The sequence below is a fragment of the Streptomyces europaeiscabiei genome (genome assembly GCF_001550375.1).
Classification (GTDB): Bacteria; Actinomycetota; Actinomycetes; order Streptomycetales; family Streptomycetaceae; genus Streptomyces; species Streptomyces europaeiscabiei.
This window is the reverse complement of record NZ_LRTR01000040.1, coordinates 1-15,458: the sequence shown is the minus strand read 5'-3', so window position 1 is coordinate 15,458 and position 15,458 is coordinate 1. Positions and strand designations below refer to the sequence as shown.

Genomic DNA, 15,458 nt, shown 5'->3' with positions numbered 1-15,458 from the left:
CGTGCGCCGAGCCCGGCCGCGGGATGCCGGTAGAACTGGCCGCCGGGTGCCTCCGCCGAGTCGACCAGCGTGACCCGTACGCCCTGTCCGGCCGCCGCGAGGGCGGCGGCGAGGCCTGCGGGGCCGGCGCCGACGACCGCCAGACGGGGCGGCCCGGGTTCAGTGCTCATGGCCCGTCCCCTCCTGAGTGCTGATGGCATCCCCCGGCCGGAGCGGAACCAGACAAGCCCGCTGATTGGGGCGGCCGTTGACGGTGACCAGGCAGTCGAAGCACACACCGATGCCGCAGAAGATCCCGCGTGGCCGGCCCTCGCCCCGGGTGGTGCGCCAGGACGTGACCCCGGCGGCCCAGAGCGCGGCCGCGACCGTCTGGCCGGGCAGGGCCTCCATGTCGCGGCCGTCGAGGGTGACGGTGAAGGCGGGTCCCGGCACTGCCCGTGCCAGCTCCAGTGGGTTCATGCCGCGTCCCCCTCGTGCTCGTCGAACCGGTCCGGGCGGAACGGCGTGAGGTCCAGATCGGGCGTCCCGCCGCCGAGTACCCGGGCGATCGACTGCCCGGTGCCGGTGGCGAGCCCGATCCCGGCGCCCTCGTGGCCGCAGGCGTGGAACAGGCCGGGGACACGGGGGTCGGGCCCGATCGCGGGCAGATGGTCCGGCATGTACGGCCGGAAGCCGGCGTACGTCCGCATCGCGCGGACTCCCTCCAGGAACGGGAACAGCAGGGTCGCACCGGCCGCCAGCGCCCGTACGACCGGCATCGAGAACGACCGGTCGAAGCCGACCCGTTCGCGGCTCGCGCCGATCAGCACGGGCCCGGCGGCCGTGCCCTCGACGACCGGGGAGGTCTGGAGCGCCTCCGAGTCGCTGGCCACGTCGGCCACGTAGTCGGCGGCGTACACCTTGTGCCGCACCATCGGCGGCAGCGGTTCGGTGACGAGGACGAAGCCACGCCGGGGGAGGACGGGGAGGGTGACTCCGGCGAGCGCGGCCAGTTCACCGCCCCAGGTCCCGGCGGCGTTCACCACCGCCGGAGCGTGGACATCGCCCCGGTCGGTCCGTACGCCGCGTACGGCACCGTCCGGTGCGCGCAGCACCTCGGTCACGGTCCGGCCGGTGAGCAGCCGGGCGCCGGAGGCCCGTACGAGATGGGCGGCGGCCAGGGTGGGCATGACCTGGGCGTCCTGCGGGTAGTACACGCCGCCCGCGCGGTCGGGCGCCAAGTGCGGTTCGAGATCCGGGAGTCGGTGTGCGGGAACGGTCACCGCCTCGACCCCGGCGGCGCGTTGCCCTGCCGCGAACCGTTCCAGCGCGGCGAGCCCCTCCGGCGCGGACGCGACGACGAGCCCACCTTTCGCCTCGTACTCGAACGCCGTTCCCAGGCCCGGCTCTGCGGCCAGCTCCGCCCACAGGCGGCCGGACAGCAGGGCGAGTTCGAGCTCCGGGCCGGGTTCCTTGTCGGAGACCAGGAGGTTGCCCTCACCGGCGCCGGTCGTGCCCCCGGCGACCGGGCCGCGGTCCACCACGGCGACGCCCAGACCCGCTCGGGCCGCGTACAGCGCGCAGGCCGCGCCCACCATTCCCGCTCCCACAATCACGACGTCGCAGGTCAGTGGCTCGGTCACATCAGTACTATGTCACATGGTTCTGTGTCGCGAAATACCCCGGCCGGGCGTCCGGGGTGAGTCACGGGCTACTGTGCAGGCCGCATCCCCATCCCCATGTCCCCGTCCTTTCTTCCTCCTCTTCCCTTGCTTCCTTTACTTCCTTCCTGAGGACAGCGCGATGTCACTCGACAGGCCTTGCTGCGCTCCTGGCCGCGAGCCGGTGGCCCTGCCGGTCGGCGGGCTGGTCGATGTGCCGTCGCGTGGCCCGGTCGATGGTCCGTCGGGCGGGGCTCCGGCGGAGCGGACGCAGGGTGGCGAGCGGCTTCTGTCGCTGCCGGGCGGAGCGTTCCTGATGGGCACCGAGGACGAGGTCGGTTACCCGGCGGACGGTGAGGGCCCGATCCGTGAGGTCGGGCTGAGTCCGTACCGTATCGCCGCGACGACCGTCACCAACGAACGGTTCGCGAGGTTCGTGGACGCGACCGGACACGTGACCGAGTCCGAACACTTCGGCTTCTCCTTCGTGTTCGAGGGGTTCCTCACCGCCGACCTGCGCGCCGCCTCCCCACATGTCCCCGGCACCCCGTGGTGGCGCGGCGTCCGGGGCGCCACCTGGCGGCAGCCGGAGGGGCCCTCCTCCTCCGTCGACGGGCTCCCCGACCATCCGGTGGTGCACGTCTCGTGGAACGACGCGCAGGCCTACTGCGCCTGGTCGGGCACCCGGCTGCCCACCGAGGCCGAGTGGGAGTACGCGGCCCGCGGTGGCCTGGAGCGGAAGCGCTACCCGTGGGGCGACGAACTGGACCCCGACGGGCGGCACGCCTGCAACATCTGGCGCGGCACCTTTCCCACCGACAACACCGCCGCCGACGGCCACCGTTCGACGGCCCCGGCCGACGCCTTCGAGCCCAACGGCTTCGGCCTGTACAACACCGTCGGCAACGTGTGGGAGTGGTGCGCCGACCGGTTCTGCCCGGACTTCCACCGCTCCGGCCCGCGTACCGACCCGACAGGCCCCCCGGACGGCACGGCCCGGGTGATGCGCGGCGGCTCCCACCTGTGCCACGCCTCCTACTGCAACCGTTACCGGGTGGCGGCCCGCTCCTCCAACACGCCCGACAGCGCCACCGGGAACATCGGCTTCCGGGTCGCGGCGGCGGCCTGAACCGCCGCCGCCGAGTGGCATGTTCAGGCCCTGGCAGGCATCGGCATCGGCATCGGTGTCGGCCGGGGGGCGAGGCCGGCCGCGGCCGTCGTGGTCACGTGCCCGTCGTCGACCGCTGGACCGCCCTGACCCGGCGGTCGAACTCGCGGTTGAGCAGCGGCATCAGCACGCTGCCGAAGCGGGCCAGCGCCCGGGTGCCCGTGTCCGGGCAGATCGTGAAGCGGCGCCGATCGATGCCCTGCACGATCGCCGCCGCGACCTTCTCCGCAGTGAGGGGCTTGATCGTGCCGCCGACCACGCGGGTCTCCCGCGGCTTCCACCGGTTCTCCTCGGCGAGCTGCGGCGTGTCCACGTCCGGCGGGAACACGACCCCCACGTGCACTCCACGCGGGGTCAGTTCGGCCCGTACCGACTCCATCAGGCCGCGTACCGCGAACTTGGCCGGCCCGTACGCGCTGTAGCCGAAGATGCCGAGCAGCCCGGCGGCGGACGAGACGGCGACCACGCTGCCGTGCCCGCGCTCCACCATGCCGGGGGCGACGGCCCGTAGGGCGTGGAGCGTGCCGAAGTAGTCGACCTCGATCATCTGCCGGAAGACGTCGTCGGGCAGGTCGAGGAAGTGTCCCGGTCGGGCGAGTCCGGCCGAGGTGATCAGGATGTCGCAGGGTTGTGCCTGTTCGGCCTCCAGCTCGGCGATGGCTCGGTTGAGGGCCGCCTGATCGGCCACGTCGGCGGCCCGCGCGGCAACCGACGTCCGCTGCGCTGCAGTCGGCGTCCCCTGTGCGGCAGTCGGCGTCCGCCGTGAGGCGGCCGGTGCGTCCGTCGCGGCGGCCGACACCTGCTTCGCCGCCGTGTCCAGTCGTGCCGCGCCCCGCGCGATGAGTGAGAGCTTCGCGCCGCGTGCCGCCAGGAGCCGGGCGGTGGCCAGGCCGATGCCGCTCGACCCGCCGGTGACGATGACATGGGACGAACCGATGTCCAGGGGGCGAGTGCTCCGCAGTGTCATGGCGGGGAGCGTAGCGGTCGTCGTCGCGGGAGCAGAGGTCTTCGGCCCGGCCGGTCAGAGCCCGAGCCCCTGCACCATCTCGTCGACGACGACCCGGCACCGGGGCAGCGGGCGCCGATCCGCTCGCGGAGGCGCGGTGTCGTCGTCGGCCGCCCGGGTCGCCCGGTCCGTCGGCGCCGCCACCGGGATCTCCCGCAGCCACTGCTGGACGACGCGTGTCGGGAGGCCGCTGCGGTGAGCGGCCTGCCCCACCGTGAGCCTGTCGGCGAGGATGTCCGCGAGGATGCGGATCCGCTCGGTCGGGGGAATCTCCGAGGCGTTCAAGGGCCGGCCCTTTCCATGAGACGTGCACCGGTGTGGCAGTTGAGCCGTCGGGACTCGGAACTCGGGACTCGTACTCGGGACCGCGAACAAGGCCGTCGTCCGTTCCCGGATGACCGTGCGCCGTGAGCAGCTTCGGACCGCGCCGGAGAGCCGTCCTTGCCGTGACGTGGCCCGCGACCGTCCGGAAGATGAAGAGCCGCGGCCCGAGCCCTCACCGAACACCCGGTCACCCTCTCGGCCGAGTACCTGCAGTTGCCTCTGGCAGTCCTCCCGCGCACGGGTGTGATGGGCGTTCGACGGACTCCGCCGCCCACCACCCGACCCTGCCGCGAGACCTCGATCCGCCCGAGCGGTACGGCTACCGGCTCAAGCGCCGGATGCCGGACACCTGGTCACCGAGCGGATCGGCCGGGAGGAGCCGGACCGCGTCTCGGTCCGCGTGTCGGACCGCGTCAGCTCCGCCGCGTACGGCGGCGAGCAGTTGCTGCGGATGCCGGTCCCGGTGGTCGGGGTCGCGGCCCTCACCCTGCTGATGCCCGTGACCGGCGCGATCGGTGACGGCGAGGGCGACGATCCTCCCGCAAGAGGTGGGCCGGTCGCCTTGACAGCGAGGCGCCCCGGCAGCGCCTCGTCGGGGGTAGGGGAACCGTGCGACCAGCCGGGTACGACCGGTACGCGACAACGCACCGAAGCCCCACCCCGCCAACTCGAACGCCCCACCCCACATGCCTGGACCCGAGAACCCGCTGACACTGACCCCATGCCAGGACCCGCCCCCGACCCCCGCACCGGACCCGGCCGCATCGAGGACTACGCCCTCATCGGCGACCTTCTCTCCGCGGCCCTCGTCGGCAAGGACGGCAGCGTCGACTGGCTCTGCCTCCCCCGGTTCGACTCGCCCGCCTGCTTCGCCGCCCTCCTCGGCGACGAGGACAACGGCCGCTGGCGGATCGCCCCTGCCGACGAGAACGGCCCGTACGCCCGCCGCCGCTACCGGGACGACACGCTGATCCTGGAGACGGAGTGGGAGACGGCGGGCGGTCAGGTCCTGGTCACCGACTTCATGCCGTGCCGGAAGACCGGCGCCCCCAGCGTCGTACGCATCGTCGAAGGGCTCTCCGGCACCGTCGACATGCGGATGGACCTGCGGCTCCGCTTCGACTACGGCCGGGTCCTGCCCTGGATGCGCCGCCGCAACGGGCATCTGACGGGGATCGCGGGGCCCGAGTCGGTGTGGCTGCGCACCCCCGTCCGGCCGGTCGCCCACGGCACCGTCCACACCGCCGTCTTCCCCGTCACGGCCGGCGAACGGATCCCGTTCGTGCTGACCTGGCACCCCTCCCATCTGCCCGCGCCGCAAGAGGTGGACGCGTTCGAGGCGCTGCGCACCACGGAGGCGTACTGGCGTCGCTGGCTGCGCAGACTCACGTACGACGGGCCGTACCGCGACGCCGTCGCCCGCTCCCTGATCACCCTCAAGGCCCTGACGTACCAGCCGACCGGAGGCATCGTCGCCGCCCCGACCACATCCCTTCCGGAGGAGATCGGCGGCGTGCGGAACTGGGACTACCGCTTCTGCTGGCTGCGGGACGCGGGCATGACGCTGGAGGCTTTGCTGCGCAGCGGCTTCAAGGCCGAGGCGGACGCCTGGCGGGGCTGGCTGGAGCGGGCGGTGGCGGGGCGGCCCGAGGACGTGCAGATCATGTACGGCATCGCGGGGGAGCGGCGGCTCACCGAGTGGGAGGCCGACTGGCTACCGGGCTACGAGGGGTCGCGTCCGGTGCGGATCGGCAACGCGGCCGCCGGGCAGCGGCAGCTCGACGTGCCCGGCGAGGTGATGGACGCCATCCATCTGGCCATCGGCTGCGGACTGCGACCGCGCCAGCACCTGGTCTCCCTGCAGGCGGTCTTCCTGGAACACCTGGAACAGGCCTGGACCGAGCCCGACCAGGGGCTGTGGGAGATGCGCGGGGCCCCCCGCCACTACACACACTCCAAGGTGATGTGCTGGGTCGCCTTCGACCGGGCGGTCCGGATGGCCGAGGCGCACTCCCGGCCCGGTCCGGTGGAGAAGTGGCGCGCGATCCGCGACCGTATCCACCGCGAGGTCTGCGAGAGGGCCTTCGACCCGGAACGGGGCACCTTCACCCAGTCGTACGGCTCCCGCGAACTCGACGCCGCGCTGTTGCAGATCCCGCAGACCGGGTTCCTGCCGCCGGACGACCCCCGGGTGATCGGCACCATCGAGGCCGTGCAGCGCGAACTGCTCACCGACGGGCTGGTGGCCCGCTACTCGGCGGGCACCGCCGACTCGCCGGACGGCCTCAGCGGCGGCGAGGGCGCCTTCCTCGCGTGCTCCTTCTGGCTCGCGGACGCCCTGCGGCTGATCGGCCGCGCGGACGAGGCCCGCGCCCTGTACGAACGGCTGCTGGAGCTGCGCAACGACGTCGGACTGCTCGCCGAGGAGTACGACCCCCGGGCCCGCCGCCAACTGGGTAACTTTCCACAGGCGTTCACCCACGTCCCGCTGATCCGGGTCGCCTACGAGCTCGACCGGCACGCCCTGCACGCCCGCCGCGAAGACCCGAAGGCGCCGCCCGGGACGCTGCCTGGGGCGAAGGAGGGGTGAGATGCTGCCCGGATTCTTCTCCAAGGCCGTTGAACTGCTGCTCGGCAGGGAAGGCCGGGGCGGCCCCCTCCATCTGAAGGCGGCGGGCGGCGCCACCGCCGTGCTGGTCGTGGTGATGCTCCTCGGCTCCTGGGCCGTGATCGCCGCAGAACACGACGCGCCGCGCGCCAACCTGACCTCGTACCCCGAGGCCCTGTGGTGGTCGATCGAGACGGCCACGACCGTCGGCTACGGCGACTTCTACCCGGTGACGTTCTGGGGCCGTGTCGTCGGAGCGGTCGTCATGGTCGTCGGCATCACCACGTACGGCATGGTCACCGCCGCCCTCGCCACCTGGTTCGTGGGCCGGGAGCAGAAGCGTCACCGACTCACCCACGGAGCGCATGAGTTGTGCGAAGAGACCGCGCACGCCCTGCACGAGCGGTTCGACCGGCTGGAGCGGATGCTCGGCGCCAAGGGGCACGGCGACTGACCACCGGTTCCCCGCCATCTGGAGGACACCGGCCCGGCCGGCGGACTTCCGATGTCCATCCCTCGGACGTCCCTTCCAATACCCGGACACCCTCTTGACGTGCGGCGTGGACGGCTCGACACTCCAGGTGGGGTATTTCCTAGTGAACAGGTAGGGAATGATGGGGCGCCTGGAGCCGGTGGTCACTCGTGTGCCGCGCGCATGCCGGCAGTCCCTCTTCCTGACCTCCCGTCGCCACATCGACCTGCTGCGGGTCTGCAGCGCGAGAAGCCCCCTGAGCTGACCTGAGCGAGCCGCCGGCGTGGCACGCCACAGCGCGCGTGCGTGCGTGTACTCGCGTCACCACGCCCTCACGTCATCGCGCAACCGCGCAACCGTGCACCAGAACCCCCGGGGAGACACATGTCCGCCATGCCCGTCCACGCCCTGAACGCCGTGCCGTCGCCGCGGCCCCTGCCCGCCTTCCGGGGACGGATCGGCTGCGACGCCCGCAGCGGCCACTACGCCGTGCCGCGCCGCTACCGGCTCCATCTCTCGCTGTCCTGTCCGGGCGCCCTGCGCATCGCCGTCGTCCACAGCCTCCTCGGGCTGGCGGAAGCCTGCCCCGTGACCCTCCTGCCCGCCGTGCCCGACGGCCCGAACGGCGAGCACTCCGAGCTGCGCCCGCTGTACGAGGCGAGCGCGCACCGCTACCCCGGAGCGGCCGTGGCGCCGGTCCTCAGTGACGACTGGTCCGGACGCATCGTCAGCACCCATGCCCCCGACATCATGCGCGACCTCGCCCGGCGCTTCGGCGGCAGCCGCACCGAGCTGTACCCGGAGGGCGTGGAGGCCGAGATCGAGGGTGTCGCGCGCCTCTGTGGGCAGGGCATGGACGGCACCGCCCAGCGCGCCGGCCGTGCCGACGCCGACGACCTGGAACGCCGTGACGCGCTCGGTTCCCTGCTGCGCACCCTGCGCTCGCTGGACGCCCGGCTCGCCGGACAGGAGTACATCCTCGGCGACCGACTCACCGTCGCCGACGTCGAGTTGTGGGTCGCCCTGGTGCGGCTCGACACCGTGCACCGCTGGCACCTGGACGCCTCCGCCGTGCACCGCGTCGCCGACCATCCGCACCTGTGGGCGTACGCGCGCCGCCTGGCCGCACACCCCGCCTTCGGCCCCCACCTCGACCTCGACGGCATCGCCCGCCGCCACCACGCGCACTGTCAGGGCCTGGAGGCGGCCGGTGCGGCCGTGCAGATCCTGGACTGGGCCTCCCACGTCCCGGACCAGGGCGTATCGACAGGCGGACAGGCGTCCCATGTGCTGGACTGACGTTGACAGCGGCCCGCCGGGCCTGAGTTACTTACGGCCACCCGAAGAGCACGAGGCCCACCGGGCCGGAGGAACGATGGTGACGGACATGTACGCAACCCCGAGGCTGGCCGCATGGCGCCGCCACGGTTGCGTGCCGCTCTGCGCCGACCGCGCCGTCGATCTGCTCCGGGTCAACAGCGCACTGTGTAGCGCACGCTAGCGCGGTCCCGGCCCGACCCGGCGCCGCGCTCCCGTCGAGGCTGACGGTTCCCCCGAACCCCTGAGGCACCGCACCAGCGGTCCGCCCTCTCTCCGCCAGCCCCGGTGTCGTGCGCATCCGTGTGTCTTCCGTGCCTCCGTACGGCGAGCGGTTCCCCGTCCGCCGTACGACCGACGAGCGGTCCCGTCCGCCGTACGGCCGAAGTCACCTGCGTCGCCTGGGGTTTCGACACTCCTCCGGAGCCCTTGATGAGTGAACCCCCAGGCGCCGCCGTGTCCTTGACCGAGGTGCCGTCGCCCGCCGGGACCCCGTCGAAGCAGCTCGCCGCCCAGCGGGTGCTTCCGCTGCGGCGCCCCGGCCGCTGGATCGCCACCGCGGTCGTGCTGGTCCTCGCGGCCCAGTTCGTCCACGGACTGATCTCCAACCCCTTCTACCAGTGGGACCGCTTCGCCTACTGGTTCCTGCGGCCGACGATCCTCGACGGACTGCTCATCACCCTCGAAGTCGCCGCCTACAGCGCGGTGTTGGGCCTCCTAGGTGGCGTCCTCCTCGCGCTCGCCCGGCTCTCGAAGAGCCCGGTTCTGCGCTCGGTCAGCTGGGTCTACATCTGGGCCCTGCGCTCGATCCCGCTGATCGTCGTCCTGCTGTTCCTCTACAACTTCTCGGCCCTGTACCAGACGCTCAGCCTGGGCGTCCCCTTCGGCCCGGCGTTCTTCACCTTCGACGAGTCACGCCTCGCCACCGACATGGCCGTCGCCGTGATCGGCCTCAGCCTCAACGAGGCGGCGTACGCGGCCGAGGTCGTCCGCGGCGGCATCCTCTCCGTCGACCAGGGCCAGCACGAGGCGGCCTCCGCGCTCGGTCTGCCGAAGGGCTACCAGTTCCGCAGGATCGTCTTCCCGCAGGCTCTGCGCTCGATCACCCCGAACTACGTCAACCAGCTGATCGGCCTGATCAAGAGCACTTCGCTGGTCTTCTACGTCTCGCTGCTCGACCTCTTCGGCACCGCGCAGGCCATGGGCTCCACCTACCCCGGTGACATCGTGCCGCTGCTGCTGGTCTCCACCGTCTGGTACCTGATCCTCACCAGCGTCGTCTCGATCATCCAGTTCTACGTCGAGCGGTACTACGCCCGGGGCGCCACCCGCACCCTGCCGCCGACGCCGTTGCAGAAACTGCGGGCCGGTGTCACCGGCCTCCGTGACCGCATCCGCAAGGAGGCCGCCGTATGACCGCTGGGACGCCCACCAGTACGGCCGCCACCGTCGAGGTGCACGATGTGCACAAGTGGTACGGCACCCACCGGGTCCTGAACGGCGTCGACCTGACCGTCCGGCCCGGCGAGGTCACCGTGATCCTCGGCCCGTCCGGCTCCGGCAAGTCCACGCTGCTCAGGGTCATCAACCACCTGGAGAAGCCCGAGATCGGCCACGTCAGCGTCAACGGCGAACTGATCGGCGTACGCCGGCACGGCGACCGGCTGAAGGAGCTGAGCGAGCGGGCGATCCTCACCCAGCGCGGCCGGATCGGCTTCGTCTTCCAGAACTTCAACCTCTTCCCGCACCTGACCGTGCTGGAGAACGTGGCCGCGGCCCCGGTGGCGACCGGAAGGCTCGGCAAGAATCAGGCCGACGAACTCGCCCGCGAACTCCTGGACCGGGTCGGCCTGGCCGACAAGGCGGCGGCCTATCCACGGCAGTTGTCCGGCGGACAGCAGCAGCGCGTGGCGATCGCCCGCGCCCTGGCCCTGCGCCCCGGCGTCATCCTCTTCGACGAGCCGACCTCCGCCCTCGACCCCGAACTCGTCGGTGAGGTCCTGGCCGTCATCAAGGACCTGGCGCGAGGCGGCACCACGCTGGTGATCGTCACCCACGAGATCGGATTCGCCCGGGAGATCGCCGACCGGGTCGTCTTCATCGACGGCGGCCGGATCGTCGAACAGGGCCCGCCCTCGGAGGTCCTGGACAGGCCGCGGCACGAACGGACCAAGGACTTCCTCAGCAAGGTCCTCTGACCGAGTCCTTCCGGCTTCCCCTCCCACACACCGCCCTCAACATCCTCTCGAACGACAAGGACAGTCATGCCCACGCACACCCGGTTCTCCCGGCGCAGCCTGCTGCGCGGCATCACCGCGGCGACCGCCGCCGCCTCCCTCGCCACCGGGCTCGCCGCCTGCGGGGGCGACACCGAGGCCGCGACGAAGACCGAGGCCGCCGGCACGGTCACCGTCGGGCGGCTCGCCAACGGCGCCGCCAAGGAGACCGAGATCAAGGTCTCCGAGGTGAAGTCGATCAGCGCCGAACTGCCCGACGCCATCAAGAAGAGCGGCAAGCTGGTGATCGGATCGGGCACGCTGCCGTCCGGCAGTCCGCCACTCGGGTTCATCGGCAGCGACCAGAAGACGCTCACCGGCTCCGAGCCCGACCTCGGCAGACTCGTGGCCGCCGTCCTCGGTCTCGAACCCGAGGTGCGCCAGTCGACCTGGGAGAACCTGTTCATCGGTATCGACAGTGGCAGGGTCGACGTCGGCTTCTCCAACATCACCGACACCGAGGAGCGCAAGCAGAAGTACGAGTTCGCCTCGTACCGCAAGGACGACCTGGCCTTCGAGACGAAGAAGGACAGCGACTGGAACTTCGACGGCGACTACGAGAACCTCGCCGGCCGGACGGTCTCCGTCGGCAACGGCACCAACCAGGAGAAGATCCTTCTGGAGTGGAAGGCGAAGCTGGCGAAGGAGGGCAAGAAGCCCCTCACCGTCAAGTACTTCCAGGAGAGCAACAGCATCTACCTGGCGCTGAGCAGCGGCAAGATCGACGCCTACTTCGGTCCCAGCCCCAACCTCGCCTACCACGCGGCCAAGACCGCCGGCACACCCCAGGCGACCCGTATCGCGGGTCAGTTCTCCGGGGCCGGCGAGACCCTCCAGGGCCTGATCGCCGCGACCGCGAAGAAGGGCAGCGGTCTCGCCGAGCCTCTCGCCGAGGCCATCAACCACCTGATCGACAACGGCCAGTACGGCGCATGGCTGAAGGCCTGGAACCTCCCCAACGAGTCCGTGGAGAAGTCCGAGGTCAACCCGCCCGGTCTGCCTCTCACCAACTCCTGACGTGACGTCATATCACCTGCAGAGCAAGCCCGTCGAATGAGGAAGGGACTCCGCCTCCGTGGCCCATCAGACCGACTTCCACGGAGGCGGAGCGCCGTCCGCACCCGCTGCCACACTCCCCGTCGCACTCGACGTGGCCGCACCCGCCGCCGCCCTCGACCTACCCGTCCTCGACAACGCCGTCTGGGCCTCCCTCGACGGCCCGCACGCCCGCTTCGCCGAACGCGTCGGTGCCGCGGCCCGCTATCCGGCCGACACCTACGCCTTCGCCGCCCTCGCCGACCCCCGGGACCCGGCCGCCTGGGCCGATCTGCACACGCTTGTCGGCGCGGGGACCGTCGTCCGGATCAAGCCGGTCCATGAGGTGCCGGACGGCTGGGAGGTGGTCGGCGGCGGACAGGGCGTCCAGTTGGTGGACACCGCGCTACGGGCCGAACCCGCGCCCGAAGCGGTACGGCTCGGACTCGACGACGTCCCCGAGATCCTGGACCTGGTCGCCCGCACCGGACCGGGCCCCTTTCTGAAGCGGACCGTCGAACTGGGCACCTATCTCGGCATCCGGGACCGGGGGCGGCTGATCGCCATGGCCGGCGAGCGGATTCAGCCGCCCGGCTGGACCGAGATCAGCGCGGTCTGCACCGACCCGGACCACCGCGGCCGGGGCCTCGCCACCCGGCTCGTCCGCGCGGTCGCCGCGGGCATCCGCGAACGCGGCGAGACACCTTTCCTGCACGCCGCCGCGGACAACACCACCGCGATCCGGCTCTACGAGTCCATCGGCTTCACCCTGCGCCGCCGCTCCACGATCCTGGCGGTCCGAAGCCCGGAAACGCCCCGCGAGAGGGCTGTACGAACTTCCTAGGAAGGCGCACACCCGTGTCCCCAGCTGCCTCTTTCCCCTCCTCCACGCCGTCTGTCCCCCCTGCTTCCGCCTCCTCTCCCGCGTCCGCGCTGCACCTCGCCGTCGCGCTCGACGGCACCGGATGGCACCCCGCCTCCTGGCGCGAGCCGGTGGCCCGCCCCCGCGAGGTGTTCACCGCCGGATACTGGGCCGACCTCGTCGCCGAGGCCGAGCGCGGACTGCTCGACTTCGTGACCATCGAGGACGGCCTCGGCCCGCAGTCCTCGCACTTCCTGGACCCGGACGAACGCACCGACCAGGTCCGCGGCCGACTGGACGCCGTCCTCGTGGCGGCCCGGATCGCCCCCCTCACCCGGCACATAGGAATCGTGCCGACCGTCGTGGCCACCCACACCGAGCCCTTCCACATCTCCAAGGCGATCGCCACGCTCGACCACGTCAGCTCCGGTCGGGCCGGCCTGCGGGTGCAGATCACCGCCCGGCCGAACGAGGCCGCCCACTTCGGCCGCCGTACGATCCCGCGCATCGAGGCCTACGACAGCCCGGACACACAGGAGTTGGTGACCGAACTGTTCGACGAGGCCGCCGACCACGTCGAGGTCGTGCGCCGCCTCTGGGACAGCTGGCAGGACGACGCGGAGATCCGGGACGTCGCCACCGGCCGGTTCGTTGACCGCGACAAACTGCACTACATCGACTTCGAGGGCCGCCACTTCAGCGTCAAGGGCCCCTCCATCACCCCCCGCCCGCCGCAGGGCCAGCCCGTCGTGAGCGCCCTGGCCCACGACACCGTCCCGTACCGGCTGGTCGCCCGCCAGGCCGACATCGGCTACGTCACGCCGCACGACACCGACCAGGCACGCGCGATCGTCGCCGAGATCCGTGCGGAGCAGCGCGCCGCCGGACGTGCCGACGAGCGGCTGCACGTCTTCGGCGACCTGCTGGTCTTCCTCGACGACGACCCGGCCGAGGCGGCGGTCCGACGGGAGCGCCTCGACACGCTCGCGGGCGAGCCGTACACGAGTGACGCCCGGACCTTCACCGGTACGCCGGCGCAACTCGCTGACCTGTTGCAGGAGTTGACGAAGACGGGCCTGACGGGCTTCCGGCTGCGGCCCGCGGTCCTGGGCCACGACCTCCCGGCGATCACCCGAGGTCTCGTGCCCGAACTCCAGCGCCGCGACGCCTTCCGCCGCGCCTACGAGGCCGAAACCCTGCGCGGCCTGCTGGGGCTGCCCCGCCCCACCAACCGCTACGCCGACACCGCAGCGACCGCGACCCGCTGAGCCGTAGGGAGACCGACCACCATGAGCAAGCCCCTGAAGCAGATCCACCTGGCCGCCCACTTCCCCGGCGTCAACAACACCACCGTATGGAGCGACCCGGAGGCCGGCAGCCACATCGAGTTCAGCTCCTTCACGCACTTCGCGCGGACCGCCGAGCGCGCCAAGTTCGACTTCCTGTTCCTCGCGGAGGGCCTGCGGCTGCGCGAACAGGGCGGCAGCATCTACGACCTGGATGTCGTCGGCCGCCCCGACACCTTCACCGTCCTCGCCGCGCTCGCCGCCGTCACCGACCGTCTCGGACTGACCGGCACCATCAACTCCACCTTCAACGAGCCGTACGAGGTGGCCCGACAGTTCGCGAGCCTCGACCACCTCTCCGGCGGACGCGCCGCATGGAACGTCGTCACCTCCTGGGACGCCTTCACCGGAGAGAACTTCCGCCGGGGCGGCTTTCTGCCGCAGGAGGAGCGCTACTCCCGCGCCAAGGAGTTCCTGGCCACGGCGAACGAACTCTTCGACTCCTGGGTCGGGGACGAGATCGTCGCCGACCGGGAGACGGGCGTCTTCCTGCGGGACGCCAAGGCGGGAGCCTTCGTCCACAGCGGACAGCATTTCGACATCGAGGGCCGGTTCAACGTCCCGCGCTCACCGCAGGGCCGCCCGGTCGTCTTCCAGGCGGGCGACTCCGACGAGGGCCGCGAGTTCGCCGCCGCCGGCGCCGACGCCATCTTCAGCCGGTACGCGAGCCTGGACGCGGGCCGCGCCTTCTACACCGACGTCAAGAGCCGTCTCGCCAAGTACGGCCGCCACCACGACCAGTTGCTCATCCTGCCCGCCGCGAGCTTCATTCTCGGCGACACCGACCAGGAGGCGGAGGAACTCGCCCACGAGGTCCGCCGACAGCAGGTCAGTGGCGCCACCGCCCTCAAGCACCTGGAGTTCGTCTGGAACCGGGACCTGTCCTCCTACGACCCGGACGGCCCGCTCCCCGACATCGACCCGGACATCAGCGACACCCACATCTCCAAGGGCCGCGCCCAGGTCCGTATGTACCGCGACCCGCTGGCCACCGCCCGCGAATGGCGGGAGCGCGCCGCCGCCAACAACTGGTCCATCCGCGACCTGGTCATCGAGACCGGCAACCGGCAGAACTTCATCGGCTCGCCCGAGACGGTCGCCCGCACGATCGACGACTACGTCCAGGCCGACGCCGCCGACGGCTTCATCCTCGTCCCCCACATCACCCCCACCGGCCTCGATCCCTTCGCCGACAAGGTCGTACCGCTGCTCCAGGAACGGGGTGTCTTCCGCACGGACTACGAGGGCACGACCCTCCGCGACCACCTGGGGCTGGAAGCACTGTCCTAGCCGCAGCGGTCGTCCGTCGCGGCACGTAGCCGCGGGCAGGCCTGCCGCTGCGCGGCGCCCGGCACTCCCAGGCCACCGAGAACCGGGCGCGCGACCGTCCCCGCCCGGAGATCG

Annotated in this window: 15 protein-coding genes; 10 read left to right on the top strand and 5 right to left on the bottom strand. The window is 71.7% G+C overall.

The features are described 5' to 3' along the window. The 3 genes from AWZ10_RS47140 to AWZ10_RS01585 form a co-directional block, all read right to left on the bottom strand. Nucleotides 1-170: FAD-dependent oxidoreductase (locus AWZ10_RS47140; protein WP_159058194.1), on the bottom strand; the 170-nt coding region annotated here is incomplete at its 3' end. Continuing rightward, nucleotides 160-459 carry a (2Fe-2S)-binding protein gene (locus tag AWZ10_RS01590; RefSeq protein ID WP_060890257.1) on the bottom strand — a complete coding sequence of 100 codons (300 nt, stop codon included), beginning with the start codon at nt 457-459 and terminating at the stop codon, nt 160-162. The genes AWZ10_RS01590 and AWZ10_RS47140, both read right to left, overlap by 11 nt. After that, nucleotides 456-1,622 carry an NAD(P)/FAD-dependent oxidoreductase gene (locus AWZ10_RS01585; RefSeq protein WP_060890256.1) on the bottom strand — a complete coding sequence of 389 codons (1,167 nt, stop codon included), beginning with the start codon at nt 1,620-1,622 and terminating at the stop codon, nt 456-458. The genes AWZ10_RS01590 and AWZ10_RS01585 overlap by 4 nt, the downstream gene beginning before the upstream one ends. A gap of 160 nt (nt 1,623-1,782) precedes the next feature. Between AWZ10_RS01585 and AWZ10_RS01580 the strand changes: the two genes are divergently transcribed. Then, on the top strand, nt 1,783-2,769 hold the full coding sequence (locus tag AWZ10_RS01580; RefSeq protein ID WP_078935542.1) for a formylglycine-generating enzyme family protein: 987 nt from the start codon (nt 1,783-1,785) through the stop codon (nt 2,767-2,769). Nucleotides 2,770-2,863: 94 nt separating this feature from the next. Here AWZ10_RS01580 and AWZ10_RS01575 read toward each other — a convergent pair whose 3' ends face one another. Then, on the bottom strand, nt 2,864-3,775 hold the full coding sequence (locus tag AWZ10_RS01575) for an SDR family oxidoreductase (RefSeq protein WP_046707096.1): 912 nt from the start codon (nt 3,773-3,775) through the stop codon (nt 2,864-2,866). 54 nt (nt 3,776-3,829) lie between these two features. Then, nucleotides 3,830-4,099 carry a hypothetical protein gene (locus AWZ10_RS01570; protein WP_046707097.1) on the bottom strand — a complete coding sequence of 90 codons (270 nt, stop codon included), beginning with the start codon at nt 4,097-4,099 and terminating at the stop codon, nt 3,830-3,832. A 760-nt stretch (nt 4,100-4,859) separates the two neighbouring features. Between AWZ10_RS01570 and AWZ10_RS01565 the strand changes: the two genes are divergently transcribed. The 9 genes from AWZ10_RS01565 (at nt 4,860) to AWZ10_RS01525 (ending at nt 15,344) form a co-directional block, all read left to right on the top strand. After that, entirely contained in the window at nt 4,860-6,728 is a 1,869-nt protein-coding gene (locus AWZ10_RS01565) for a glycoside hydrolase family 15 protein (protein ID WP_046708129.1), read from the top strand. 1 nt (nt 6,729) lies between these two features. Continuing rightward, nucleotides 6,730-7,200, top strand: coding sequence for a potassium channel family protein (locus tag AWZ10_RS01560; RefSeq protein WP_046708130.1), 471 nt, complete (start codon nt 6,730-6,732; stop codon nt 7,198-7,200). Between the two features lie 402 nt (nt 7,201-7,602). Further along, nucleotides 7,603-8,517 carry a glutathione S-transferase C-terminal domain-containing protein gene (locus AWZ10_RS01555; protein WP_060890255.1) on the top strand — a complete coding sequence of 305 codons (915 nt, stop codon included), beginning with the start codon at nt 7,603-7,605 and terminating at the stop codon, nt 8,515-8,517. Nucleotides 8,518-8,967: 450 nt separating this feature from the next. Beyond that, nucleotides 8,968-9,951, top strand: a complete 984-nt coding sequence (locus AWZ10_RS01550) for an amino acid ABC transporter permease (protein ID WP_046708132.1) — start codon at nt 8,968-8,970, stop codon at nt 9,949-9,951. Next, on the top strand, nt 9,948-10,733 hold the full coding sequence (locus AWZ10_RS01545; protein WP_046708133.1) for an amino acid ABC transporter ATP-binding protein: 786 nt from the start codon (nt 9,948-9,950) through the stop codon (nt 10,731-10,733). Before AWZ10_RS01550 ends, AWZ10_RS01545 begins: the two co-directional genes overlap by 4 nt. A 66-nt stretch (nt 10,734-10,799) precedes the next feature. Next, entirely contained in the window at nt 10,800-11,828 is a 1,029-nt protein-coding gene (locus AWZ10_RS01540) for an ABC transporter substrate-binding protein (protein WP_046708134.1), read from the top strand. 58 nt (nt 11,829-11,886) lie between these two features. After that, nucleotides 11,887-12,690, top strand: a complete 804-nt coding sequence (locus AWZ10_RS01535; RefSeq protein WP_060890254.1) for a GNAT family N-acetyltransferase — start codon at nt 11,887-11,889, stop codon at nt 12,688-12,690. Nucleotides 12,691-12,704: 14 nt separating this feature from the next. Beyond that, on the top strand, nt 12,705-13,976 hold the full coding sequence (locus tag AWZ10_RS01530; RefSeq protein ID WP_060890253.1) for an LLM class flavin-dependent oxidoreductase: 1,272 nt from the start codon (nt 12,705-12,707) through the stop codon (nt 13,974-13,976). Nucleotides 13,977-13,997: 21 nt separating this feature from the next. Continuing rightward, nucleotides 13,998-15,344, top strand: a complete 1,347-nt coding sequence (locus AWZ10_RS01525) for an NtaA/DmoA family FMN-dependent monooxygenase (protein WP_060890252.1) — start codon at nt 13,998-14,000, stop codon at nt 15,342-15,344. Nucleotides 15,345-15,458: the final 114 nt, after the last annotated feature.

Bases quoted from the DNA above. Each gene is read 5' to 3' on its own strand.
- AWZ10_RS01590 (WP_060890257.1), bottom strand. From the start codon at position 459: ATGAACCCACTGGAGCTGGCACGGGCAGTGCCGGGACCCGCCTTCACC.
- AWZ10_RS01580 (WP_078935542.1), top strand. From the start codon at position 1,783: ATGTCACTCGACAGGCCTTGCTGCGCTCCTGGCCGCGAGCCGGTGGCC.
- AWZ10_RS01575 (WP_046707096.1), bottom strand. From the start codon at position 3,775: ATGACACTGCGGAGCACTCGCCCCCTGGACATCGGTTCGTCCCATGTC.
- AWZ10_RS01565 (WP_046708129.1), top strand. From the start codon at position 4,860: ATGCCAGGACCCGCCCCCGACCCCCGCACCGGACCCGGCCGCATCGAG.
- AWZ10_RS01560 (WP_046708130.1), top strand. From the start codon at position 6,730: ATGCTGCCCGGATTCTTCTCCAAGGCCGTTGAACTGCTGCTCGGCAGG.
- AWZ10_RS01555 (WP_060890255.1), top strand. From the start codon at position 7,603: ATGTCCGCCATGCCCGTCCACGCCCTGAACGCCGTGCCGTCGCCGCGG.
- AWZ10_RS01550 (WP_046708132.1), top strand. From the start codon at position 8,968: ATGAGTGAACCCCCAGGCGCCGCCGTGTCCTTGACCGAGGTGCCGTCG.
- AWZ10_RS01545 (WP_046708133.1), top strand. From the start codon at position 9,948: ATGACCGCTGGGACGCCCACCAGTACGGCCGCCACCGTCGAGGTGCAC.
- AWZ10_RS01540 (WP_046708134.1), top strand. From the start codon at position 10,800: ATGCCCACGCACACCCGGTTCTCCCGGCGCAGCCTGCTGCGCGGCATC.
- AWZ10_RS01525 (WP_060890252.1), top strand. From the start codon at position 13,998: ATGAGCAAGCCCCTGAAGCAGATCCACCTGGCCGCCCACTTCCCCGGC.